A 23,903-nucleotide genomic window follows, 5' to 3' on the forward strand; every position below is an offset into this window, starting at 1 on the left:
CTCAGTCGTCGGGGTAACTTCAATGACAGGCAGGTAGCGCGGCTAATGTGGTCAAGAGGTCTTGGTTAGAACTCGACCCTCTCAATGAAAGTTTTAACATGATAGACCTTAGTCGGTGATTTGAAGGCTCTATATAAAAATTTCGCTTTATCTACTAGACAATCGTCGCCGCAGACCAGTATGGAGCACTTCGATGCAATAAATACATGCAAAGCGTCCGTTAGCATGTTATTCATGTTGTTTCGTTTATCAATTTTCTCCTTAAATACTGGGAAGAAGTCAAGAATCCCATAGCTGGTAGTAAATTTTTCCCGCTCGTCGATTGTGTCTATCGATTTTTTTGTGATGCCCAGGAAGTAATCAAGGATTTCAATGAAATTTTCCTCAATTTCCGCTTTGCTTGCTAGCAGATATTTGAAGATTGGCGTGTCCAATAACCCGGCTGAGGCTGGATTGCCTATCTTAATGATTTCTATAAACGCACTTCTGAAATCGCGTTGAAATTTATAATCATCAAGCCCCTTTTCTTTTAAATCGCTTATGAGGCTGTCCACTAGCTCTTGGCATATGTAGCCGTTGAACCGATTTAGATAGGGGAGTATAAGATTGCCTTCAGGTATCTGTTCTATGGCAACTTTGTATCTGGGGAGGGTCTTAGGTGTGTCTGGTAGATTGGGGCTGCTGCCATTATGCAACCTGACTTCATCAAGTATGATTCGGGGTGGCATTTTTTCCACGCGAACGTTCGAGCAATCGATCGCCATGTCTATATATTTACTGTCGGCAATTCTTTCCACGTGCCGCAAGTCACTCTGGACATAATCTGGATTTCCGCATCTAGCTAAGTCGCTCATGTGGGCGTACGAGTAGGGCGTAATAAACCCCTTATTTTTTGCCGCATCGAGGTTTTCCATTAAACGGACACTCTTCCGCTCCTGGATTAAATCCTGAAATATGTTCCAGTCTAAGTAAATCGATTTTTGGATACGCTTTCTGTTTTCCATAAAAATTCACGCTCGTTTAGATTGTGATCAATTTATCCTGACAAAATCTTGTTAACCGCCTGAAAGTAAGGTGCCATTGGCACATTATCGTAATTTTACCTCGACGCGTAAGATCGTGAAGAGAATGTTGTGGACGGCTGCGCCGATCGGAAATCACTACACGAGCCAATCGAGATTTAAGTTCATTTCGCGATAACCTGATGGCAAGGTCGGACGAACGTAGCTATTGCTTGGCATTTTTCGTACGGACGCCTTATGCAAAATATTATGGTTCAATCATCAATGGCTGAGGTGTTTTATACAAAACCGATTTTCGGCATTTCTTTTTGAAACCAACCTTTTCCTTGAAATAGTAAATTAATGCGTTAGCCAGCTCATCCGGCGCCCGTGGATCTATCAAGATGCTATCGATGAATGATTTTGGTGAAACTTTTATTCTTAGTCCTTGTTCGGCTAGGCTTAGTTCTTGATCTTTGGCTATCGCCACAACACGAAACTCAGCCTCATGCTCATAAGCCTCTCGCTTCATGAAAAGAAAATCGGTTGCCTTCGCCGTGTCGAAATGTTTCGCTAGCGCATCCTTAATTTTTCGACTTTTCAGATTGAGGTCGCGTTGCGAGTGATAGGTTACATCCTCCATGCGCAATTCAATGCCTCTACTATGTGCATCTGCCTTTAGTGCCGCTGCAAGCTTCTTTGTACTTGTTCCGATTCTCACGCCGAGATGATTTGGTGAGTATATTCTCCACATCGCATCAGAAATGCCGTTGCTGCACCAACACTGTGCAAATATTCGATGCATACCTCTATACACCAAGCGGGTTTCATAAGGATCCTCCCAGCTTGATGGGCTACTGAAGAATATTTCGTTTTTTTCGAATATTTGAACCGCATGATGGAAATTGATGATGCGGTATAAACGGCCCGAAAAATTTTTCATGGTATATATCGAAATGCAATCGAAAAATGTAATCAACAATTGAATTGCATCGGTTTGACAACTATTTAACATTAAAGAATGTCATCAATGCGGCGGACTGAAATAGCTTCCAACGACCCTGTGAGGTCCCACCACCAACTTCGCACGGTCACGATCAAGGGCCGTTCCACGCGCATACATGGTAACAATCCAAGTCCGCTCTATGCGGAGTAACAGACGTTGGTCTTGCGTAGTCTAGCGTCTCGAATTTGCCGTTCTGAGCAGTCGGATCAATGAGCGCTCCGCGCGGCAAACGCCGCGTCGCACTGATAGAAACCAGGCACAGAATCGGACGGACACCCGCGCTGTCACGTCCCGGTGCCGCGTTGAACGGCGGCAAGAAATTCATGGCGGAACGCGTCAAGGAGTTCGCTGACCCGCTCGGCCGTGTCGCCCCCGGGAATCCGCGTGCGGCTTGCCATCATGTGCGTCAGGATCAGCGGTGAGGGATCGTCCGGGACGAGAACCGCGAGAATCTGGTCACGGACTTCCGGCGTGACTATAGCGGCCATATCCCGGCCAAGGAGGGCCGCACCAGCTACATCGGGATCGTGATTGTGCCGCTCGATTAGGTCGAGGTCATCGTCGGCATACAACCTCTCGAGGTTTCCCGCCTCCCCATACCATGCCAGCAGGAAAAGCAGATCGGTTGCGTCCTTGCGATCGATCGCGCGCCGGTCCTGCCAGGCAATGATCTTGAGCATGGCCTGGGACGGAAGTGAGGCGACGGGCACGACGAGGTCCGCATCCATGCGTACCGGCACCGCCGCACGCAACGCTTCTTCGAAGCCCGCGACGTTCATGCGGATCACCTGATCGGGTGGCCACGCGATCTCACCGCCGTCGTCGGCGATGCGCCCGAACGGCACGACGTCGAGCCATGTTCTCATGCCGGTGGCCGGCACCCGGTAATGCAGGCGGTGAATTGCGCTGCCCCTCTGCTCGAAGTGGCCGGACGCAAGCAGTTCCGCTCTTAGCGCTTCATGCCCGTCCCAGCTTTCGATGGAAATGCCAATGTCGATGTCTGCCGTGGCCCGTGTCGGTTCAATATCGTGACCGTGCGTGAGCAAGATGTCGCGCGCGCTCGCGCCACCGACAAACCACGGAATGCCCCTGGCAGCGGCCGCCGTTGTCACCTCACGCAGGAGGGCAACCATTTCCGGTGGAAAGGGGCGATGGGGACGCGGATCAAGCGGGGAGATAGTGTTCACGCAGTAGCCGGGCCGTTTCGAGGTTGCGCGAGTCGCCGCTCGCGACGAGATCCGCGTAGACGAGCAGGGGAGGTGCAACGGTCTGCGGGTAGCCGTCCGCGCCCGTGAACCGGATCGGGGACTTCAGGAATTCGATGTTGCCATCGCGATCACGGCGCAGGCGAGCTTTGGCAATCCACTCCCTCGGCACCTCGTCCGTGCAGTATACGGTGAATGTGGCTGGCTTCAGGTAGTCCGTCAGGATGGCCGCCGCGGGCTCGCCGCCAAACCGGCATCGGTCGGGCAGTTCGGGAACACCTCGCCACCAGTCGGGGACGTCTGTGCGGTAGTGTCCGAGCTGGAGTGATCCACGCAGGAGCGTCGGGTACAACGTCGCCCATTCGTCGATCAGCCTGCCTGCGTCGGCGAACTGCATGCCATGCCCGCCAGGCTGTTCAATGAGATCGCGGCGGCCCAGCATGGCGTGAATCGCGTTCTGGACCGTTCCGTGGCTGACGCCGGCCACCTGGGCGATATCCCGATAGGTTTTTCCCAGCAGTGAAGGAACCGTGAGCAGGGCGAACGCCACTCGAAGCGTGGAGCGGGTCCACGTTGCCGGGCGCGCCTGCGCGTTGTCGGGGCGCGGGCGTCCGGACACGAGAATGATATTGTCGCCCAGCAGGAGACTGGCATTGCCGGCCAGATCAAGCGCATCGACCTGCATGTCGCGGCACGCATTGATCATATTGGGCGACAGATAAGACGTAACAAGCAGCAACCTTTCGTCATGGCGCGGCGTGGCATGCGCGCGGAGCGCAGCGAGGGTGCCGTAGCGGTCGATGGTCTGCCTGACGAGCGCCGGGCGTTTGAAGCGCTGCGTACCGACGTGAAATTCCAGTGTAGTGTCCGCCCCGGACCCAGGAGATGCCTTGCGCGGATGGACACGAATGCCGGTTGCATCGCCAAACGCGGCTGAGGCGGCTTCGACTAGGGCAGGCAGGTTTTGATCGGCTGGTTGCATGGCGGGGATGAAGGGGGCGTCCAATTTTTTTGATTGTACACGTTACGTGGACGAATTGAAAAAATGGATAGGAACCTGCCCAGAATTCCTGTCTGTCCACGTAACGTGTACGAAGGTTTTTTTGGACAGTAACGCCGGGATATAGCCCGAAGACGAGTGTGACGATCAACGTCTCGTTCGCCGCCACGACCGGTTTTCCCGTCGCGTGCGGCTTGCAGTTACGTAGAAGTCGCCAGTCGCCAGCGGCTGCTTTCAGGTAGACATACCAGTATTTTTTGGGGGGCGATGGGCTCGTCCTCGATGCGTCGGTTGCCGCTGTAAAGGGGACTGAGTTGACAGGAGCGGAATTCCGCTCCTGTCTGAGCGAAGTGGCCAGGTTGGCTAAGGAGCCTAGCTGTGCTCGCTGGCTTTCGCGAGCGCACATAATTTCTGTAGACTGAAAAAGAGAGTTACGGGCGCCAATAGCGATGACACGAGCGCGGTAGCGCCAAATGGTATTTCATATTCACTGGGATGATGCAGATGACAGATGTTGCCGATGATCAAGAGTTGCCACGGTTTCGACAGACCATCGCTGCGGTTCGGCAAAGTTTGGAGCGGCACTCAGTGACGCTGCTGATCTGGGATCTGAATGTCGACAGGCCCGTCATGTTGGGAAGCGCGACATGCATCGAGCTGCGAGGCGCTCGCTACCTTTTGACCGCAGCTCATGTGGTACAGGACAGCCAGGGACGGAAGCGGAACCCGCGTGCTATCGGCGTAATATTTCGCAGCGGCAGCAACACGAATAACGCGTTTGTTCGGCGAATTCTGGCAATCGGTGGAGGGGATCTAGATTCTCTCGACATTGCGCTGCTGGTATTGAGTGCGGAAGGAGCCGACGAGATCTCGACCTCCAAAGATTTCCTGCCAGAGACGCGCGTCCTTAAAGGAGTTTCGGTAGACGAATCGCGGCGTTTTGCCGTCTATGGCACACCCCGTGAATTGTCACAGGCGTCGCTGGCCAATAAAACTTTCAACGCGGTGCCGATGTGCTACGTGACCATCTCTTGCGACCCGTTTCCTTCAGACCTCGACCAGTCGCACGACATCGCACTCGAGTACAACAAGACGTCGAACATCTCATCCTCCCAAGAAGGAACGGTCGAAGCGCCGGATCCGCATGGCGTGAGCGGCGGCGGCATTTGGCTCTTTACCGAACCGCAAGAGGGTGTGTTCCGGGATCCGAGCGAACTTAAATTGATCGGAGTTCAAAACCGCTGGCGACCGAACGACGGATATGTTCGGGGTACTCAAGTGCAATTCGCGACTTCGCTCCTGGATGACGCCGGCCCGATTTGCGATCCTCACACAGTTGGATCGGGCCACTTTGCAGCGTAAGTCGCGGGGCGCTCAGCCCCGTTCTGAAAGACCGGTTTTGGGCGGGCTGTTCGGAGCCGCGAAAGGTTCGTTTGGGTCGACATGTGCCTGATGTCCCACACATGTTTAAGATGTCAGGTTCTCGCAATGCAACATGTATTGCGGGCGTCAACCGCTGAATCCGAATACCCGTTTAATCCCGGCATAGATGCGCTTCCTGGGAGCATTGCCTGACTGGCCGAGGCATCTTGCCCGCGTTATCTGTCGTCGGGCGGCGGATTGATGCTGCGTGCAGGTGCGCCGCTAACTTGCCTGGGCGCGGTGACCGGGGCGTCCCCTGATGGCCGGGCTGTCCCGAACTGCGCCATCCGGGGTGGGCCGCCGGGCACCGTCCGTACTGCACGGGCTTCCCAGCCTCCCGCGCGGAAGACCAGTGCAGGGTCCATTCGGTCGACGACAACATACGGTGGATCGGGACGCCAGCGCAAAAGAACGAGGCCACCCGGTGTGTCTGCGAAGATGGCGGGTACGCGCTTCGGATCGTCAAACTGCAGGAAAACTCTCTGGCCATCGTCAAACACCTGGTAGGGTCGAACTTCGGCCGCACCGCTCAGACGCCAGTCGAAGTCATAGACCGGTCCTTCCACAGGCGGTGGTGCAGCACAGGCTGACTGAAGCAGGCAGCCGGCGACCAGAACGGTTGCAGAAAGCAGGGTGGTGGCGTGTTTCATCGATTGCAGCTCCCGTCAGTAATGTTGGGCGGCAGCATCATGTCCCGCTGTGTGATGAACGTGATGCGCTGGCCCGGTTCCACCCTTAGCGTCGGCTGGATGTTCATGTTGCGTTGAAGGATGGTCTGGGTCGTCTGGGACAGGGACTGCGCCGCGGCATCGGACAGGTCCGTCGACACGCCACCGTTGATGTTGATCGTCGTTCCGCTCTGCTGGTTCTGGTTGTGGCCGACCCAGGCTGCCACACCTGCGATCAGGAATGTCGAGCCGAATATCTTGAAGAAATGATTATTGACGTCGGCACTGACGCCGGCTTCGCCGTCCGGGTCGTTGCCGGGTAGTCCGTCGAGGCGCATCGTGGCGTGGCGGAAGATCATTCTGGTTGCGGCCATGAGCATCAGGTCCTGGCCAATCGCGACGTCGTTGTTGGTCCGCCCGAGGATACGGGTTCCCTTCGGGATCAGCAGGCACGTGCCGTCAATACTGTCGTAGATGTCGCGGTCGACCATCGTGCGAAAAGTGCCAGGCATGTCACTCTTCGCGCCCTGCAGGATGACGGTCGGAATCGGGGTTCCGCCGACGACCATATAGGGCGAACCGAGCGGTACCGGTCTCAGTGGTTTTTCGTCATCGTCCTGCTGGGCCTGCTGTTTCAGCCAGTCCCCGTTGCGCCGGTCCGTAGCGCTGGCGGCACTCACGGGTGACAGTCCGGCCGTGGAACCTTGCTGATCGTGACCGGCGTTCGACGGACCAGACGTTGTCTGTCCGTCTGGAGCCCTGGTGAGGCTGCTGGCCAGCTGGTCCAGTGAAAGACCGCCGGTGCCCTGTGCCGTCTCGCCGCTCGTGTCTTCATACGCGACCAGCGACTGGCTCTGCATTGCCTCGATCTGCCGCTGTAGAGCAAGGCGGTCCGCGTCGCTGGCGTCAGGCCGCTGGGGAGTGCCATGCAAGTCCGGCGGTAGCGGGCCAGTGTCATCGCCAGGAACGCCTGCCGGAATACCATCAAGCGGTGTTCCGCCGAGCGGTGCGCTCGCAGCCGATGCGGCAGTGCCCGCCCGTGCCATCGCCAGGTTGCGTTGATCCTGGAGGCGCTTGCGTATTGCATCCGGGGACGCCTGGGGTTGCCGGGCATCAGCTTCAAGTTGTTCGCGCTGGAGCCGCTCGGCTGCGGTTTCGTGCGGATGCGACAGCGCGTGAACGAGGACGATGGCAAGCAATGCTGAGCAGAGCGCGATCAGCAGCGTCTTTGCCAGGTTTCGCCGGATGCGGGTGAGTCGCTGTGGATCCGGCGTAAGCGAACCACCAGGGTTGTCGGGGGCGGCCATGATTACGGGCCCCCGTAGACGTTCTTCATACGGGCCGAATCGCAGCCGAAGATTCCGCAGCCGTTGCCCCGCCCGTTGAAGACTTTGACCTCCTGCTTTCCCCGCTTGAGCAGCAGGCCATACTGAACAGTCTGCTGGACCTCATAGAAGTCGTTGCCAAGCGGGATGAAGCTTGCGATTTCGGCCTGGCCCTTTTCGTCCATCAGCAGGATCGCGGGCAACTCGGCTCGATGGGGGAACTGCAGGAACGTGAAGTGGCCATCATCGAAAACGATTAGCGGAGCGAATGGCGCGGTTCCCTCGACGCGGTAGTCAAAGTTCGTGTGGTCGAGACCGATGCGTGGTGCGGCGGTGCGCCGGGCGTTGGACGTGGCTGGCGTGTCGTACGAGCCGGCATCGGGGGCTGTGCCGGTGGACGACGGGACGTTGCCTGGATACTCGACTCCGAACGGAGACGTCTGCACCGCAGGCGACTGCGCGTCCGCGTCGAGGTAGTGCCACGAGACACGGTGATATACCTTGCTGTCATCGGATGAGCGCAGGTCGAGCTCATAGCGGCGGCGGGATGTGATGATTGTCGCGGCGTTGTCGAGTCCGGGCAGGCGCGCCTCGATGAACACGTCGCGTTTCGTGAGCGCCGTATGCTGGAGCCAGCGTTTGCCGGTGTCGGACAGATAGACACCGGTGACTTCTTCGTCCTCGCCGAAAACCAGATGCGTTTCCTCGTTCGTGCGCACAAAAACCGGATAGAGGTAATCCGGATCGTAGTCGTAGACCACGAGCGAGGGGCTGTCGGCGGAAGGATACGGTCCGTTGAGCGGCCGGTGCGCGACCGCATGCCGTTCTTCCCTGGGAGCGACGATGGTGTGACGGTCTCCTGGTTTCCCGGACGGAGCGGAGGCGGGAACTGGGGCACTTGCAGGTAGCGGTGCTGGCGAGTCCGACGGGACGGTCGAGGTCTGCGCGAAGGCATGGGCCATGCTGGCGAGGACGACAGCCGTTGAGCAGGTGAGGGTGAGGATGACGTTCATTGCGTCGCTCCCGGATTGACGCCCAGGTAGGGCGTGAGGCTGAAATGGGTGATACGAAGTCCGATCGGGTTGTCCTTCTCCTCGCCAGGCTTCAGCGTTTCCGGCGCGAGCAGGAAGCTGGCCGTGAGCAGCATCTGCTTCGGGTGGGATGGTTTGCCGTTGACGCTTTCGATCAGCGTGAAGATCAGATACGCGAGCTGGCCGTCGGGCGAGAACGACGTGGAGTTCTCGACGAATTCGCGTGTGAGTCCGGGCGTCTGCACGACGCGCTGCGCCACGGGATCCGTCGTTGTGATGTACGTTTCGAGTTCCTGGGTGGCGGCACCCGAGGTCCAGCCGAACGCGGCCGGGATCTGGCGTGTGAGGGTATCCTGGCTGTCCGCCTCGATCGTGAACACGCGTGACGCCCATTTGACGAGGAAATAGCGCTTGTTCGCCGCGGTGACGGAATAGGCCTCGGCATAGCGGTCGGATACCCACACGGCACCGGTGCGTTCATCATGCTCAACAAAATAGGGACGGGGACCGCTATGCGTGCTCTGGACGATCAGTGCGGCGCATTCTCCTGCCGCGATCAGCGCAAACGCGGCGGCCAGCTTGATCGCGAGCCGCTTTTCCCAGAGCGGCTTCTGGAATGCGGCAAACCACGCGGCGACCGCTTCGCCCGTATTGGGCGGAGCGGGCAGGTCAGCTTCGGACGCCGCGGCGGGCTGTGAAAATGCGGGGGAGAGCTTCTTTCGCATCGCTCACGCCCCTGCGCAGGCCAAAGCCCGCGGTGCTACACTGGGATCCAGTTCACCAGCTGCAAGGGTGCCGTCATGGCAAAGCTCAAGATCATCCTGCTGTATTTCGTGCTGCCGATTCTCATCTTTGCGGCGTTCGTCCTGTACCAGGTCGGCGCGCAGCATTTTGGCGTTGCGATGATGCTTGCGGGTGCCGTGGTTTTCCTGATCTGGTCGTGGATTAGTACCACGCCGAAGCAGATGGATGACGCGCTCCGAGATGCGGAGGATAGGCGCAGGCAGGCCGATGCTTACTGGAGCAGGCTCAATTCGATCCGAGAGTTCGAGCAGCGGCAACATCGTCGTTAGGCTCCGTTACTGAAGTGCCTTCGGGGTGATCTTTCTTCCGATCACCCCCTTGCCAAATCCGCCAAGGCCACCTGCGCCACCGCCGGATACCAAGCCCTTCGCAATATCGGGCACTTGCCACATCATGTAAGCGCCGACACCGCAGACGAGCGCGAGCGCCAGCATCGCAAGGTAGTTCGTCGCGTAGTACGCGTCGCTGTTCGTACCGTTCTGCGTTGCTGCCTGCTGCACGAGACTCTGAATACCGGGTAGTACGCCGCTGTTGACGATGGCCATCATCAGCCAGGCGACCACCTTGAACAGGCCTGCTGAAACCGTGAACTTCAACCAGCCATCAAACAGGAATTCACCCGCTGGCAGCACGTACCAGGGAATCAGCACTGGCCCCAGGCAGAACGCGATATCGAGCAGGAAGGAGCCGAACTGCACGACTACTACGAAGATCAGCGTCATCAGCGTGATCGCGATGATTGCCAGGGCTTTTGCAAGGAATGCGAGCAGGATCAGGGGCAAATTTTTGACGAGCGTCCAGATCGAACTCAGTCCTGCAGAGTTCGCTCCCGTGTCGCTGGTCGATCCGCATTCCTGATGATTGGTATTAGCGATCACGACGCCTTCTGGCGTTACGTCAGGGACGTCCTGGCACACCTGCGCGGCTTGGGTGCGCACACCCTGCATGATGGTCGACGCAGCATTGACGAGCGTGCGGAGCAGGTCACCGGGATTGCCCTGTCCGCCCGATACACGGGTGGCCATCGTCTGCATGTTGTCGACGAAATAACTGTGGACGGTGCTGCTCCAGGTGGTGAGCATCACGAGGATGACCGCGCACCTGATCAGGTGGCGGAAGAGGTTCGCGAAGAACCCGGGGAAATCCCCCTCGAGCAGCCACAGGAACACGTGCCAGGTGGCCATGATCAGTCCGAGTGCGGCGAGCAGGTCGATACCATCGGACAGGAACAGCGTCTGCAGGCCGGTTCCGGTCGTCTGCATGGTGGAGAACAGCGTGTTGAGGACCGAGATGACGTCGTTCATGATTCAGGTTCCGGGCATGCTCAACGCAATGTCCCGACGAGCCGCAACAGGGCGATGAGGACTGCGAGAGGCAGCGCAATCAGACCGGCCGCAAAGACGTGCGGGCTGTCGATGTGGACGATGAGCAGACCGGTCAGCAATGACAAGCGCACGTTGCGGGTGATCCGCCGGTCGAAGCGCCACTGCGGATCGCGTTCTTGCGGAGACTGCTGGCTGTACTGGCGATAAGCACGCACGCCTTCCAGGACGAGACGCAGTTCGGCCGGTGTCATGCAAAGGGTGTGGATCAGCCAGCGCAGCAACACGGTCGATCTCCTCGCTCACTGGTCCTGCAACAGGCTGAAGTCAGGGGCACCCTGCGTCGTCTGCTGCTCCTGCTCGTTGACCTGTCCCATCGCGGCCGAGCGCGCAGTGGCAAGCTGTGCGGCATTCCCCTGCGCCTGCGCCTGGCTGGCCCGGTCCTGCATCTGTTGCGCGACCTGGCGCTGCATCAGCGCGTGCAGGTCGACCATTTCGCCGGCCAGAACATTCGACTGCTGGTTGAGCATCTGCAGACCCTGCACCGTGCCGGTCACGTTGGGGATCTGGGACTGGATCTGCTGCAGGTTCTGGGCACGCGTGGCCAGCGCGTTCAGGTTCTGCATGTCCTGCGTCAGTTGCTGCTGGTAGAGACCGCCGCGCGTCGAGGCGAGGGTCGTGTACGCAGACAGCCATTGCGACGGCGACATGCCAGTCGTATTCATTTCCGACAGGCTGCGTCCGAACAACTGGTTCGTGGCGTTGGCCGCCGACTGGAGCTGCGTGACCGCGGTCGAGAGCGACTGGAAACTGGAAATCTGGGTGCGGTAGGGGGCGATCGTCTGGCTGATCAGCGAGGTCGGGACCTGCTTGAGGTTCTGCACCATCGTCACATACTGCTGCAGGCGCGTGATCTGTGCCTGGACGTTCTGCTCGACCATCTGTGCCTGCTGCGCGACCGATGAGATCAGTTCGGCGTGGTTCGCGAGCTGCGTAATCTCGGTGGCACCGCCGTCCAGTCCACCGCCGGCTCGCGCAGCATTGGCGTACAGAAGCGCAGCGGCAACGAGGGCAATTCCCGTGCGATAAAGCGGACCATTACGCATGAGCGACCTCCAGCCATGACTGCGTTGCGGAGTCGCCGCGGGCCTGTGCCGTTGCCTCATCGATATAGCGTTCTTTCCAGTCGGGAAAGCCGGAATGCAGATGCCGGTCGAACATGATCTGGGCGCTCATTTCGGAGCGCAGGATCGCAATCGAGACAGGATCGAGGGGGACGGAAATGCGGCGCGACGCGCCACCCTGTTCGGCGATGAAGTAGTCGCGCTTTGCCACGAGCTTCTGGATCGTGCGGATCTGTCCGTCCGAGAGTCCGAAGTCCCGCTGGTATGCGGCTCTCGCCGAAGGTGTGAAGTTCTCGACGGGCACGAACACGCGCACGAGCACGTTGTCGCGGATCTGCGGCCAGATGGCGGAGGACGACACCTGCTCGGGCGACTGGGCATCCATCCACACGCAGCCGAGCTTCTTGCGCATCGTGACAATCCAGTTGCCGATCTGCGCGGCGAAGGCCTCGTCGTCCAGGAGGTTCCAGATTTCGGGGAGCATCACGAGCGTCGGGCCGATGAGCCCCCTGGCACGCCGCTGCTCCAGTGAGTCCTGGATGCGGTAGGTGACGTATGACAGGAATGGTCGCGCGACGACGGGACTCCCCAGTATCCGGTCTGTTGCCATCGAGACCCAGTGCGAGTCGTCGAAGCTGTCGTCGACGTTATCAAAATAATGGGCGTGGACGGCGCTGCCAACCCAGAGCGCCAGTTCGTCTGCGAGTGGTCCGGCGGGCAGTGACGCGTGGACCGTACGTAGCCGCCACAGGCGGTGATCGGCACGGCTGCGCGTCGCGGCCAGCGACGTTTCGAGCTCCCGCCGGTCTGCCGCAGTGACGCGATAGGTTCCGCGCTGCTGGACGAGCAGGATGATCCATTCGGAGAGAAACTCCAGATGTCGCGGGTCGGCGAGCAGCACGAGCGGATTCATCTGAGCGCGCTCGTCGGCATGCACGGCGGCCGCTTGGGAATCGAACTGCATGTAGCGGCCGCCCTGAAGCATGGTCGGAATGCGCATCGACAGATCCTTGTCGAAGCCATACAGCCAGGCGTCTGGATACTTGCGAAAGAGCGTGGCGCACAGCAGCATGAAGATCGTCTTGCCGAACCCGGTCCGGCCACATACGAGCATGTGGCCGACATCGCCAAGGAAGCCGGTGAACCAGTAGGGGGTGCCAAACTCGGTCGGAAACGCGGCGAGTGCCGGGCACAGCGCTCCGGTTTCCTTGCTCAGGTGCCGGTTGATCCGGTGGCCATCGAGAACACCACGCAGCGGTAGCAGGCGCGCCAGTGCCCCGGTGTCGATGAACGCCCATCGCGCACATTCGCGCCACATGCCCGGAATCGTGGTGGCAAACGCCGAGAGCGCGTGGAGCGTTTCGCGTACCGGCGTGAAGTGGGCTGCCCGTAGCGCTTCCTCGACAGCCTTGTGGGTGGTGACGGCCTGCATCCACGCCGCTTCGGCCGCACCTCCGTCATCGAAGGGGCTGGTCTCGAATACCGGCGAATACGACAACACGGAGAGGTTGTAATACCCGTAGACTTCTTCGGCCATCTCGACGCGGCCGGCCCTGCGATTGGCATCGTCGGCCGCGGCAGATCGCGCCTGGTTCTGGCGCGCGCCGGACATGTCGCCACCGCGCAGGGTGGCCGCGAGCAGCGAGCGTGTGTCGAGACGGCGTCCCTCGTGATAGCGGCGGACGCCGTTGATGAAGCGCATCGCCGCAGTTGGTGTTGCGAGCCGGAAGCAGTGGGAGACCGTCAGTTCACCGGGGACCTTCAGCAGACCGTCGAGACTGGTCGGCAGCACGCTGTCGGGCCAGAAGTCGCGGCGGGCTGGAATGCCTGCCGCGATGCCGAAGCGTTGTCGCCCACCGGCGTAGAAGTGCAGGTAGTCGTGACCGGGCCGTACTTCGGCGTCACACATCGCGAGGTCGAGCGCCGGGATGTCGGGCACCGCGACGGCTGGCAGGTCGTCACCGGGCGGTGAGCAGCACGCGTGCATGAAGGCGCCGAGTTCGGGACCGGACAGCCGATGGCAGTCCAGGCGCGGATTGCTCGCCGTGAAGCCGAAAAGGAGATTCTCGAAGGTCTCGACGACGCCTCTGAGTTCCGATGCGGTATAGGCGAACAGGTACTGGTCGGAAAACGTACCGCGCACGGCCTGCACCAGCGACTGGATGAGGGAAAGGTCATCGTGCGTCATGCCATGCGTGACCTTGCCGGCGAAGCGGTCGATCCCGACCTCGGGGGCCAGAGTGAACGTCACGAAGTGCCGGTTCGTGTAGTTTGCTGTCTGCTCGAACGTGGCCCGGCGCGCGTCGTCGACCCGCTGCGAGACGGTATCCGGCATGGGCACGCTGAGGTACTGGGCACTGCGCCGGCGGTGAACCGTCCACCACATCGTGATGGGGCGGCGCGCCATGTCGCGTAGCGACGTGACCAGGTTGTCCATCAGTTCGAGGACGTGGCCCGTCGAAAGCGCATCGGCGTCCGGTCCCGAGAAGCCATAGGTGGCCATGATCGCCGAATCCTTGTTGACGACAAGCGTGTCGCTGAAACGGAAGAGCCACGGCACGAGTTCCGCCGACGCCCGGCGGTCACCGTCGGTGCGCTGTTCGATGCGCGCGAGTGGTTCGGCGTCGAACGGGGAGCGTGCGAAGGGGGGCGTCAGCATGGCATTCCCCGCGCAAAGCCCTTCGGACGGGCGTTGACCTTCTGGCGCAGCAACTGGCGCGGCTCGTAGTAGTCTCCCTGGCGGCTGTATCTGGTGTAGCAGCGGATCTGGTCCGGATCGCGCCGCACCGCGAGCCACAGTACGGGATGCGTGACCAGCACCGCGAGCAGTACCCACCACGTGCGCATGCCGGCGGCGAAGGTAATGACGATCGCACACTGCGCGATGCACCACTTGCGGTCGATGCCGAGGAGCAGGAACTGTTCGAGCATCGTCTTGTGGATGCGGGCAGCGAGCGGATCGTCGGGCTCGCCGGTTGGTGCGCGGGAATCGGGTGGCAGCTTTTCCATCATGTATTGCGCTCAGACGGAACCGGAGCAGGCAGCGCCGTGGTTGAAGACCTGTGCCCACAGAAGCGGCATGTTCAGGATCGAGAGCGTGCCGAGCACGCCACGCAGGACGTGAGTCTTGATGTTGCTGCGACCGTCATCGAGCAGCCACAGGACGATGGAGCCCACGAGCGCGGACAGCGAGACGACTTCGAGTAGCTCGTTGTCGAGCACGTCCTGATAGACGGTGCACAGGCCACCATTCCAGATGCCTGCGTGCGCGATTGCCGGGATTGACCCGAGCCACAGGGCAACCAGGACGGCGCGCAAGGGGCGTTCGTGCTGGATCAGCAGACTTCGCCACGCCAAGCGAACTTCGCTGCAGTAGCGGCAGGCACGCGAGGCCGCGCGGCGGGTCGCGCCTGCAACCCGGGAGGTACGTGTCGTGTCAGGCATGGACGGAATCCTCGACGGCGCCGAAGCGCGAGAACAGGCAACGCGTCTGGTACCGGTCGTTCTGGACGCCGAGTACCTCGCGGATCTCGACGGGCCCACGTACCGCGCCCTGACGCTCGGCGTGCACGAAGAAGCGGAACGTTGAGGCGATCTTCTGGCGCAGATCCGTGATGGTCATGAGGCGCCCCTCGTCGCTCATGCGGATGAGCGATTCGAGGCGTGTGGGCGCGGTGTCCGCGGAGTCGGCGTGAAAGGACACGATGGAGCCGGGGTGGCCCGTATTGAGCGCTTCCATCAGGTCGAAGGCTTCGGCACCGCGGACTTCGCCGACGATGATCCGGTCAGGGCGGATGCGCAGGGAAAAGCGAACCAGGTCGCGGATCGTGATGCCCAGGTTGGTCTCGAACGCCACCTGGTTGGGCGCATGAACCTGCAGTTCGGCCGTGTCCTCGATGGTGACGATCCGGTCGGCCTGTGGCATCGCGTCGATCATCGCGTTCAGCAGTGTGGTCTTGCCCGAGGAGGTGCCACCGGAAAACGCGACGTTGATCCGTTCGCGCATGACCCACTGGAAGAATTCAAGCAGTGCCATGCCGCCATCTGCGAGCCGCCCGAGCAGCGCGGCGTTGCGACGGCGCGCAACGGGAGTTTGTCCCGCCGGAAGGACGTTGAAGGCACCCGTGCGTTCGTACTCGGCGAGTCCGATGCGGCGGCGTGCATGCTTGCGGATCGACAGCATGTCACCGTGAACGGCAACCGGATGACGGGCGGCCGCGATGCGTAGACCGGGTAGCCGCGCGTCAAGCAATGGTGTCTGCTCCTTTGCATTGACATTGGCCAGAATCGTGATGGCCCGGTCGAGCGCGTCCGGGTCGAGGTCGCAGCCCGCGACGTAGGAGATGACGCCATGGCGCTCGACAAAGATCGTGTCGGCGCGGTTGACCATGATCTCCTGCACGTCTGCGTCAGCGAGCATGCCCTGTAGCGGGCCGAGGTAGTCATTGAGTACCTCGATCGCGTATTCGTAGGTGAGCCGGCTCATCGTCCATTCCCCCAAGCGACTGGCTGGAACAGCTTCGCCACGAAGCTGGGCGCGGGAGATGCGCGGTACGCCGCATCCGGCTGAGCGGATACCGGTGCCGCGAAGATCTGCCGGTAGACACGGCGCGCATACGCAACGCGCCGCGTCTGAGTCGCGGCGTTGTAGGCCCCAATAGCGTCCCACGTCAGCCCGAGACGATGGATGTTCTGCGACAGGATCCATGCGCCGACGTACGCGTTGGTGCAACTGTCGTACAGTCCGGCGCGAGAAATGCCAAAGCGCGACAGCGTGCTGAGCCAGCGGCTATTGATCTGCATGAGCCCGATATCGCTGGTGCCGTCCGCGTTGACGTGGACAGCGTCCGGGTGCTGCCCGGATTCGACGGTTGCGATTGCGCGCACAAGCCGCGCGTTCAGGTGATGAAACCGTGCGGCGTCGTCAATGCAGTCCGCCCGGACGGCGCAGGCCGACGCACAGAGGACGACACCAGCCAGAACGATCCGCACACGCTTCACCTTGACCTCATCAGTTAACTATCGAGACAGTTGCTGGAAAAAGAGCCTGCCGGGGGCGGGGTGCACCCCGGCAGGCCAACAGCGCGCGTCGGCCCAGGGGAGCGGACCGACGGCTTCACTGTAGGCAGCGACGGCGTGCCGGTGGGCCGGATGCCTGCGCGGGCGTGCGACTCCTTAAGCAGGTTTTTCTCGGGTTGCATGTCGATGGCCCCGGCGTGAGGCGGACCGTCCAGCGAGATACAAAGGCGGTTGACGAAGGCCGCGAAGGTAAGGGGAACAAAGGACAATTCAAAGGGAAGGGCCTTATCCAAAGGCCGCGGATGAAGCTCGGGATGAGACGCTTCACCCGCTCAAAGGCGCAAAGGGTGAAGGGCAAAAAAGGGTGTTGCCGCAAGGGACAAAAACGCTGCAGCGCACGCTGCACAAGGCCCGGAACAGATCGCCGGTCCGACCCTGGGCGTGGGTGCGCTCGTGTGCGGCATGACTGCATCCGGTGCCCCGCTTCCATGCAGGCATTTCGGGCCGACGCTGGTCCGGCTGCGTACTGTGGGGCCATGACGTATCGGGTAGCAGTCCTCTTTGAACTCCAGTTTCACCGTACCCACTACAAACTCACATGGCATTCAGTACCGCCTTGGCCTGGCTGCGGCTGTCCGTGCCAGCATCAGCGAGGCCGCATCAGGCGGCGTCGCCGCCCGCGTCGTCTTCTGCGCCGGTCGTGTTGCGACCAGCGCCGTCTGCGCAGCACCTGCCGGTCCTCGGATACGTCGAGCTGCTGGACCGGAGCGGCATGCAGGGCGCAGCCCACCGGATCGGCAGCAGCGTGGGCCTGTCAACAGAAAATGAACGTCGCGACGTCGAGCCGCTCATCGAGCGACTCACCGAATTCGTTCAGCTTCTGCCCGCATCGGAGTCGCATCATCATGCACAGCCGGGAGGATTGCTGATCCATCTGTTCGAGGTGGCCCGATATGCATTGCGTTTTCGCGAGGGATATCGTTTGCCGCTCGGCGCCAGTCCCGAGGACCAGATGCGGCACGGCGCGCGTTGCAGTTATGCGGTGCTGATCGCCGCACTGCTGCATGACATCGGCAAGCCCCTGGCTGACCTGAAGGTGCAGCTCGTCAGCGGTACGGACACGCGCCGGTGGGTACCGCTGGCAGGCAGCATGAACGAGCAGGGCGGTCAGTGGTACCAGGTCGACTTTCCCAACGCGGCCCAGCGGGACTACGGCGCGCACGCGCGCCTGCCCATCGTGCTGCTCCAGCGTCTTGTTCCATCGGCTACGCTCGGCTGGCTGGCGCAGTATCCGCCTGTGCTTGACGAACTGGCAGCGTACCTGTCGGGCGACGGCGCAACGACGGACGGCGCACTCGCGAAGATTGTCGGCGAGGCGGACCGGCGCTCGGTTGCGCAGAACCTGCTTGCCGGGCCGCGCACACGGTTTGCGACCGCCCGTACGGTTCCGCTGATCGAGCGGCTGATGGAAGGGCTGCGCCGGCTGCTGGCGGAGGGCGAACTACCGCTCAACCGGGCGGGTGCTACCGGCTACTGCGATGGCGAATCGCTGTGGTGTGTCGCAAAGACGCTCGCCGAAGCTGTGCGGTCGTATCTGGCCCGGCACGAACAGCAGCAGCCAGGCGCGGCCGGCATCCCGTCCGACAACAACCGGCTCTTCGATACGTGGCAGGAGTACGGGGCGCTCGTTCCGACGCCGGAGGGTGGGGCGATCTGGACCGTCGAGATCACGGTCGGCACCTGGAAGCAGAACTTTACCGTCCTGCGCTTTCCGCTCGAGCGGCTGTATGCAGACCCGGGGCGGTATCCCCGCGCGCTGGCGGTCGGCGCGGTGCGTGTGCTCGAGGCGGGCAAGGATAAGGAAGCAGGTTCGGATGAGGGGGATTCATCCGGTGCAGGTGCCGCTGCGGATGTCCAGTCTGCTCCGCGGGAAACGGAGGGTCCAGGGCCAGCGGTAGTGGCGGACGCTTCACCGCCATCGGCGGAGGCGCACACGGAGGAATTGGGCGCGGTTGTGCCGATGTTGCTGGTGATTCCCGATCGCCATGGGGCGGCAGGCGATGGACCTGCGCTGGCTCGTGGCACGGACGTGTCCGGACCGGCTTCGCACGATGCTGCTGCAGATTTCCTGCCTGACGCAGAGAGCGCGTCCGCATTGCAGGCCGAAGCATCTCATGAACGCGAGGTGCCGAAAGCAGATGGGCCGGTTCCGGACGAGGTCACGTCGCCCGTGCGCCCGAAACAGAAAGCGAAGGTGCCCGCGAAGTCCGTTGCTTCGCGTGAAGGCGGCCGGCAGCCCCGCCCGAACGCGGAGCGCTTCCTGGCCTGGGTGCAGGAAGGCGTCGCCACCGGCGCGCTGCCGTACAACGAATCGATGGCGCGCGTGCACTTCGTGCCGGAGGGCATGCTACTTGTCACGCCTGCCGTCTTCCGTGATTTCGCGCAGGCACATCCCGAAGCGATCGAACAGACACCCACGGATGACGGGAGAACGCCGGAACCGTGGAAACAGGTTCAGCGCGATTTCCAGAAGTCTGGCTATCCCGTGGCGGCCGATTCGGGCGGAGCCGGCCGGTCATATCTTATCCACTACAACATCAAGGGAGCGGGCGGCCGGCAGCTGTCGGTGATGCTCGTACCGGAGCCAGAGCGATTCTTCAATCCCGTCCCGCCGCCGAACGCGATGATCCAGTCGAAGCAGAAGCCGGCTCAGGACCGGGACGGCCCGGCGCAGTCCTGAGCGTAGACCGGGAGCGAAATGGAGATGGCCTATCCCGTCGAAAACCGCTTCCGCAGGCCGGTCGAACTGCTGTCGTCCGTTGCCGCGCTCGCGGCGACGGGCGTGCTCTGGTCAGATCCCGCGCTATTCCTCGTCACGCCGGCAACAGGCGGGGTAACGACGCTTGCGCTGCTCGCAGTCGCCTTCGTGCGAGGGCGGCAGGCATGGCAACTGATCCGTTTCCAGCGCAACCTGCGGCGTCTGCCCCAGTATGTGATTCCGGCTGCGGCCATTCCCTGCTCGGAAAGGGAGGTGTTTCTCGGCCGGGGTTTCCGGTGGAGCGGCATTCACACGCAGCGCCTGTATCAGGCCCGGCTGCCCGAAAACAGGCGGTTGCTTGCCCGCAACGATCTGTATGACCACGCGCGGGACTACGAGCGGCTACGTCCCGACGGGCGCCTTGCACGTATCACGCGCCGGCAGGCATGGTGGAACCCGGTCGCGCCGCTGCCACCGGTCGGCGGCGATCCAGCACTGCACGGCGTCGAGCCGGAGGAGCGCGACATCTGGTTCGACCTCGCTGAGCGCGTCGGCCATATGGCCGTGCTCGGGACGACCCGCGTGGGCAAGACCCGGCTGTGCGAGGTGCTGGTTGCCCAGGATATCCGTCGCGGTGACATCGTCATCGTGTTCGACCCGAAGGGCGACGTCGACCTGCTGCTGCGCATGTATGCGGAGGCGAAGCGTTGCGGCCGGGAGAGCGAGTTCACGTTCTTCCATCTCGGCTATCCCGACAAGTCCGCGCGGTACAGCCCGATCGGCACGTATTCGAGGATCACCGAAGTGGCGACACGCATCGCCGGCAACCTGCCGAAGGAAGGCCAGTCGGCCGCATTCCGGGATTTCGTCTGGCGCTTCGTGAACGTGATGGCCCGCGCGATGAGTGCGCTCGGCATCCGTCCGACCTACGAGATGATCTACCAGAACGCGGTGAACATCGACGGACTGGCGTTGCGGTATTTCCGCTTCTGGCTTGATCGCGATCACCCTGGCTGGGAGGATGGGCTGGAGCCGCTGGAGAAGGAAGAAGCCAAACAGGCGATGCGGTTGCAGCGCAACCAGGAAGTGCTGCAGGTCGCGAACCTGATCCGTCAGCAGGGCTGGACCGATCCGATCGCGAACGGCCTGCTGTCGGTGATCAGCAATGAGCGCTCGTACTTCGACAAGCTGATCTCTTCGCTGTACCCGCTCCTGGAAAAGCTCACCACAGGACGCACGTCGGAGTTGCTGTCTCCTGATTACGGCGATCCGGATGACCCGCGCCCGGTGTTCGACTGGAACCGCGTGATGGACCGGGGAGGGATCGTGTACGTCGGGCTCGATGCGCTGTCTGACTTCGAGGTCGCGGGCGTGGTTGGTAACGCGATGTTCGCTGATCTGACCTCGACCGCGGGCCGGATCTACAAATACGGGCATGGTTACGGGCAAAGTGCCAGTGGCGGCAAACGCCGGGTGTCGATCCATGCCGACGAGTTCAACGAACTGGTGGGTGACGAGTTCGTGCCGATGGTGAACAAGGCGGGTGGCGCAGGGTATCAGGTGACGGCCTACACGCAGACAAGCGCCGATCTGGAAGCGAAGATCGGCTCCCGGGCGAAGGCCGAACAGATTTTCGGCAACTTCAACACGCTCGTGATGTTGCGCGTGAAGTATGTCACCACCGCGAGGATCCTGACCGACCAGTTGCCCATGGTCGACGTGAAGACACTGACGCTGGCGTCGTCGGCGACGGATGCGGTGCGACGCGGGGAGGGAGTGCATTTCACCGCACAGACGCATGACCAGATTTCGGTCCGGCCGGTACCGACGCTTCAGGCGTCCGACCTGACGCAGTTGCCGAAGGGGCAGGCGTTCGCACTGATTGAGGGTGGCCAGCTTGTGAAGGTACGGCTGCCGTTGCTGGACGAGAACGATCCGATCCGGCTGCCAGGACTGGACGACGTGGTGGCCGACATGCGCGCGAAGTACGCGTCGTACGTGAAGGCGGTTTCACCATTCGACGAGTCAGGTGGTGTGGCACCGGACGTCATCGGTGGAGCGGTGGGCAGTTTCATGCCCGCGTGGTCAAGCAGCGACGGTCTGCCCTCGAACCCCGAGCCGTGGGCAGTCGAGGGTCGAGGCGCAGGATTCTGAGGGGAGGTTGCATGAGCGCGACCCGCAGGGACAGCAATGCGGATGGTGTGAAGTCATTCTTCTGGATCGTCGATCTGGCGATCCATACGGCGCTGTGGCTGCTGCTCGCCTCGTTTCTGTCGGTCTTGGCAGATCTGGGCGCCGCACATTTTTTCTGGCGCGACGATCCGGTGGGTGGGATAGAGGCCTTGGTGCGCTATTACCTCGGGCAGACGACGGATCCTGAACTGACCCGGCGCGCGGCCGACCTCGCGTACTGGAGCTGGTTCGGCTGGACTGGCGTGGATGCATCCGCGCGGGCGTGGCAGGCGGGCACGTTGCCTGCGCAGGGATTGGGCTCAATGCTGCGGCCAGCATTCTCCGGTTCGACGCGCGAAGCGCTCATTGTGGCGATGTACGGGATCAAGCTGCTCGGGATCCGCGCCGCGATGCTCGTGATGACGATTCCACAGTTCCTGCTTGCAATCGCCGTCGCACTCGCAGACGGACTGGTCGCCCGTCATGTCAGACGGGAACAGGGCGGCCACGAGTCGGCGACCCGCTATCACCACGCGAAACATCTGCTGATGTTTGGCGTGATACCGCTGACGGCGATCATATGGCTGGTCGTGCCGTTACGCCTGCCGGTGTATCTGCTGTTCTGGCCGGTGTCAGTGATGATTCTGATCGCGGTGTGGAACATGGCCAAGTACTTCAAGAAATACATGTAGCGGTGCTCCTGAATGACCCAATAGTCGCCAATGTCCGATGGGAGGATGTCCTGAAATACCGTGCACGGATCAACCCTGATGTTGCTTGCACCGTATCGCAAGCCTCAACACCCGGTGCCATATCATCTTCCTGGGTACGACTCAGCCTCCTGACATCAGGCTGCTTACTTCCGAAATGCTTCGGGCGCTAGTGGTCGCGCGAATCCTTGCACTGCGAATACCCGTTTGGGTGTCAGGATATCCGGTGTCGGATGGTGTGCGTCTGGTCCTGGGCGGTTCCAGCCGGCTTCTTTGCAGAAGCTCGGCTGACCAGCCACGCTTCCAGCTCGGATTCGAGCCAGCCGGTTGCCCGCTCGCCGATGCGGATGGGGCGTGGAAATTCTCCGCGGCTGATCATCGTGTAGATCGTCGCGCGGCATAGACCAATCTTTTTCACGACATCCTTCATTCGCATGATCTGTTCCATTTCGTGCGACTCCCAAGCATGCTGGACGCTTCTGATTATCCTCAGTCTGTCGTATGCAGCAACATCGATAGGAGGGCACACGCATGATGTGCTGTGCTTGCTGGTGAGGTCGCGAAGTTCGTCAAGCGCTTTCAGGGAGACCTGGACGTTACACTCTGTTACCAAGTGGGTACGCCACGTAGTCCAACGCCCAGCAGGATCCGGGTTGAGGCCGCCATGTTCTTGCGGACAGACGGTTGCGACCGCGGAGCGCCGGAGGCTGGATTAAGGGTTGTTGTGGGCAGACGGTTGTTAGAATGGCACCTTCAGAACCACAACGATGCCGGGATCGTCGATGCCTTTGCCAGAGTCTTTATCCGCAGCGCGCGATTCCGCGGTCGAACGGCACGGCGAGACCGTTCACGATGGCCAGGTCTCGCGTAGCCATTCCGGATCATTGCGCCAATGTCAGGATGAAGCTGGCTTCGGTCTGGAAGACGAGATTGTCGACGGATCTGTCCGCCCGGAAGGGGGGCTCGTTCTCAGCGGTCGTGATCCGGCTCTCGCAGAGGATCGCCCTGCCAACGGCGCCCGGAGAAAATCCAGCGCGTTCGTGGGCTCGCGTATTCGCTATCAGACGTTCGAGCTTGAGGTGACGGCAATCGGACCGTTCTCTGGCACGGCAGGCGAACCAGCCGTCCAGTTCCAGGCTCGCGTCATCGGACCGGACATCGTTCGCACCGGTACAATGATCAACACTCGTTGGGGTATCTGCGAGGTCGTGGAATAACGCAATGCTTCGCCACGCGTGATCGACAGATTCGACCAGCCGCGAACGCGCACGAGACGACGTACCATGGTCAGATTGTGTATCGCGGGCTATGTGTGCGTTGACTGATCGGCAGGCGG

The 23,903-nt window shown here is 61.2% G+C and carries 23 protein-coding genes; 6 read left to right on the plus strand and 17 right to left on the minus strand.

Annotation, left to right across the window (positions count from 1 at the left end; genetic code table 11):
* Window positions 1-65 precede the first annotated feature (65 nt).
* The 4 genes from EX20_RS32080 to EX20_RS21270 form a co-directional block, all read right to left on the minus strand.
* On the minus strand, window positions 66-1,004 hold the full coding sequence (locus tag EX20_RS32080; protein WP_131929119.1) for a hypothetical protein: 939 nt from the start codon (window positions 1,002-1,004) through the stop codon (window positions 66-68).
* A 265-nt stretch (window positions 1,005-1,269) separates the two neighbouring features.
* The gene (locus EX20_RS31075; protein WP_072465566.1) at window positions 1,270-1,944 is read right to left on the minus strand and encodes a DUF2971 domain-containing protein; all 675 of its coding nucleotides are present in this window, start codon (window positions 1,942-1,944) and stop codon (window positions 1,270-1,272) included.
* A 347-nt stretch (window positions 1,945-2,291) separates the two neighbouring features.
* A complete protein-coding gene (locus tag EX20_RS21265; RefSeq protein ID WP_051974462.1) occupies window positions 2,292-3,140 on the minus strand; it encodes a nucleotidyl transferase AbiEii/AbiGii toxin family protein in 849 nt (282 codons plus the stop codon).
* Between the two features lie 31 nt (window positions 3,141-3,171).
* A complete protein-coding gene (locus EX20_RS21270; protein WP_034194673.1) occupies window positions 3,172-4,194 on the minus strand; it encodes a type IV toxin-antitoxin system AbiEi family antitoxin in 1,023 nt (340 codons plus the stop codon).
* 606 nt (window positions 4,195-4,800) lie between these two features.
* Between EX20_RS21270 and EX20_RS32085 the strand changes: the two genes are divergently transcribed.
* Window positions 4,801-5,574 (plus strand): hypothetical protein, encoded by a 774-nt coding sequence (locus EX20_RS32085; RefSeq protein WP_131929118.1) that lies wholly within the window; start codon window positions 4,801-4,803, stop codon window positions 5,572-5,574.
* Between the two features lie 236 nt (window positions 5,575-5,810).
* Here the strand turns inward: EX20_RS32085 and EX20_RS31080 are convergent, their stop codons facing one another.
* Genes EX20_RS31080 through EX20_RS21285 form a run of 4 tightly spaced genes read right to left on the minus strand, consistent with a single transcriptional unit; the run spans window position 5,811 to window position 9,383 of the window.
* Window positions 5,811-6,284: a TrbG/VirB9 family P-type conjugative transfer protein gene (locus tag EX20_RS31080; RefSeq protein ID WP_072465564.1), complete on the minus strand. Its 474-nt coding sequence runs from the start codon at window positions 6,282-6,284 to the stop codon at window positions 5,811-5,813.
* Window positions 6,281-7,609, minus strand: coding sequence for a TraB/TrbI/VirB10 family type IV secretion system protein (locus EX20_RS21275; protein ID WP_034194644.1), 1,329 nt, complete (start codon window positions 7,607-7,609; stop codon window positions 6,281-6,283). The genes EX20_RS31080 and EX20_RS21275 overlap by 4 nt, the downstream gene beginning before the upstream one ends.
* A gap of 2 nt (window positions 7,610-7,611) precedes the next feature.
* Window positions 7,612-8,640, minus strand: a complete 1,029-nt coding sequence (locus tag EX20_RS21280; protein WP_034194645.1) for a TrbG/VirB9 family P-type conjugative transfer protein — start codon at window positions 8,638-8,640, stop codon at window positions 7,612-7,614.
* Window positions 8,637-9,383: a VirB8/TrbF family protein gene (locus EX20_RS21285; protein WP_034194646.1), complete on the minus strand. Its 747-nt coding sequence runs from the start codon at window positions 9,381-9,383 to the stop codon at window positions 8,637-8,639. Before EX20_RS21285 ends, EX20_RS21280 begins: the two co-directional genes overlap by 4 nt.
* Before the next feature lie 75 nt (window positions 9,384-9,458).
* Between EX20_RS21285 and EX20_RS21290 the strand changes: the two genes are divergently transcribed.
* Entirely contained in the window at window positions 9,459-9,731 is a 273-nt protein-coding gene (locus EX20_RS21290; RefSeq protein ID WP_034194647.1) for a hypothetical protein, read from the plus strand.
* Window positions 9,732-9,737: 6 nt separating this feature from the next.
* Here EX20_RS21290 and EX20_RS21295 read toward each other — a convergent pair whose 3' ends face one another.
* From EX20_RS21295 to EX20_RS21330, 8 genes are read right to left on the minus strand one after another with little or no spacing between them, the layout of a single operon-like run.
* A complete protein-coding gene (locus EX20_RS21295; RefSeq protein WP_034194648.1) occupies window positions 9,738-10,766 on the minus strand; it encodes a type IV secretion system protein in 1,029 nt (342 codons plus the stop codon).
* A gap of 20 nt (window positions 10,767-10,786) precedes the next feature.
* Complete coding sequence (locus EX20_RS21300; RefSeq protein WP_034194649.1) at window positions 10,787-11,071, minus strand: hypothetical protein; 285 nt, start codon at window positions 11,069-11,071, stop codon at window positions 10,787-10,789.
* Window positions 11,072-11,086: 15 nt separating this feature from the next.
* Window positions 11,087-11,890 (minus strand): TrbJ/VirB5 family protein, encoded by an 804-nt coding sequence (locus EX20_RS21305; RefSeq protein WP_231572271.1) that lies wholly within the window; start codon window positions 11,888-11,890, stop codon window positions 11,087-11,089.
* Window positions 11,883-14,567 (minus strand): VirB4 family type IV secretion system protein, encoded by a 2,685-nt coding sequence (locus EX20_RS21310; protein WP_034194650.1) that lies wholly within the window; start codon window positions 14,565-14,567, stop codon window positions 11,883-11,885. The genes EX20_RS21305 and EX20_RS21310 overlap by 8 nt, the downstream gene beginning before the upstream one ends.
* Window positions 14,561-14,920: a VirB3 family type IV secretion system protein gene (locus tag EX20_RS21315; protein WP_231572272.1), complete on the minus strand. Its 360-nt coding sequence runs from the start codon at window positions 14,918-14,920 to the stop codon at window positions 14,561-14,563. Before EX20_RS21315 ends, EX20_RS21310 begins: the two co-directional genes overlap by 7 nt.
* Window positions 14,921-14,929: 9 nt before the next feature.
* Window positions 14,930-15,352, minus strand: coding sequence for a hypothetical protein (locus tag EX20_RS21320; RefSeq protein ID WP_034194651.1), 423 nt, complete (start codon window positions 15,350-15,352; stop codon window positions 14,930-14,932).
* Window positions 15,345-16,394 (minus strand): CpaF family protein, encoded by a 1,050-nt coding sequence (locus EX20_RS21325; RefSeq protein ID WP_034194652.1) that lies wholly within the window; start codon window positions 16,392-16,394, stop codon window positions 15,345-15,347. The genes EX20_RS21320 and EX20_RS21325 overlap by 8 nt, the downstream gene beginning before the upstream one ends.
* Window positions 16,391-16,900, minus strand: coding sequence for a lytic transglycosylase domain-containing protein (locus EX20_RS21330; RefSeq protein ID WP_231572273.1), 510 nt, complete (start codon window positions 16,898-16,900; stop codon window positions 16,391-16,393). Before EX20_RS21330 ends, EX20_RS21325 begins: the two co-directional genes overlap by 4 nt.
* 625 nt (window positions 16,901-17,525) lie before the next feature.
* Between EX20_RS21330 and mobH the strand changes: the two genes are divergently transcribed.
* Genes mobH through EX20_RS21345 form a run of 3 tightly spaced genes read left to right on the plus strand, consistent with a single transcriptional unit; the run spans window position 17,526 to window position 22,549 of the window.
* On the plus strand, window positions 17,526-19,667 hold the full coding sequence (gene mobH / locus EX20_RS21335; protein WP_034194654.1) for a MobH family relaxase: 2,142 nt from the start codon (window positions 17,526-17,528) through the stop codon (window positions 19,665-19,667).
* Between the two features lie 24 nt (window positions 19,668-19,691).
* Window positions 19,692-21,839 (plus strand): type IV conjugative transfer system coupling protein TraD, encoded by a 2,148-nt coding sequence (gene traD, locus EX20_RS21340; RefSeq protein ID WP_034194655.1) that lies wholly within the window; start codon window positions 19,692-19,694, stop codon window positions 21,837-21,839.
* A gap of 11 nt (window positions 21,840-21,850) precedes the next feature.
* Window positions 21,851-22,549 (plus strand): IncC plasmid conjugative DNA transfer DtrJ family protein, encoded by a 699-nt coding sequence (locus EX20_RS21345; RefSeq protein ID WP_034194656.1) that lies wholly within the window; start codon window positions 21,851-21,853, stop codon window positions 22,547-22,549.
* 232 nt (window positions 22,550-22,781) lie between these two features.
* On the opposite strand, the gene EX20_RS21350 is transcribed toward EX20_RS21345, so the two are convergent.
* Window positions 22,782-23,015 carry a helix-turn-helix transcriptional regulator gene (locus EX20_RS21350; RefSeq protein ID WP_051974463.1) on the minus strand — a complete coding sequence of 78 codons (234 nt, stop codon included), beginning with the start codon at window positions 23,013-23,015 and terminating at the stop codon, window positions 22,782-22,784.
* A 334-nt stretch (window positions 23,016-23,349) separates the two neighbouring features.
* Between EX20_RS21350 and EX20_RS32090 the strand changes: the two genes are divergently transcribed.
* Window positions 23,350-23,784, plus strand: a complete 435-nt coding sequence (locus EX20_RS32090; protein ID WP_131929117.1) for a hypothetical protein — start codon at window positions 23,350-23,352, stop codon at window positions 23,782-23,784.
* Window positions 23,785-23,903 lie beyond the last annotated feature (119 nt).

The organism is Burkholderia sp. WP42, assembly GCF_000745665.1.
Taxonomy (GTDB): Bacteria; Pseudomonadota; Gammaproteobacteria; order Burkholderiales; family Burkholderiaceae; genus Burkholderia; species Burkholderia vietnamiensis.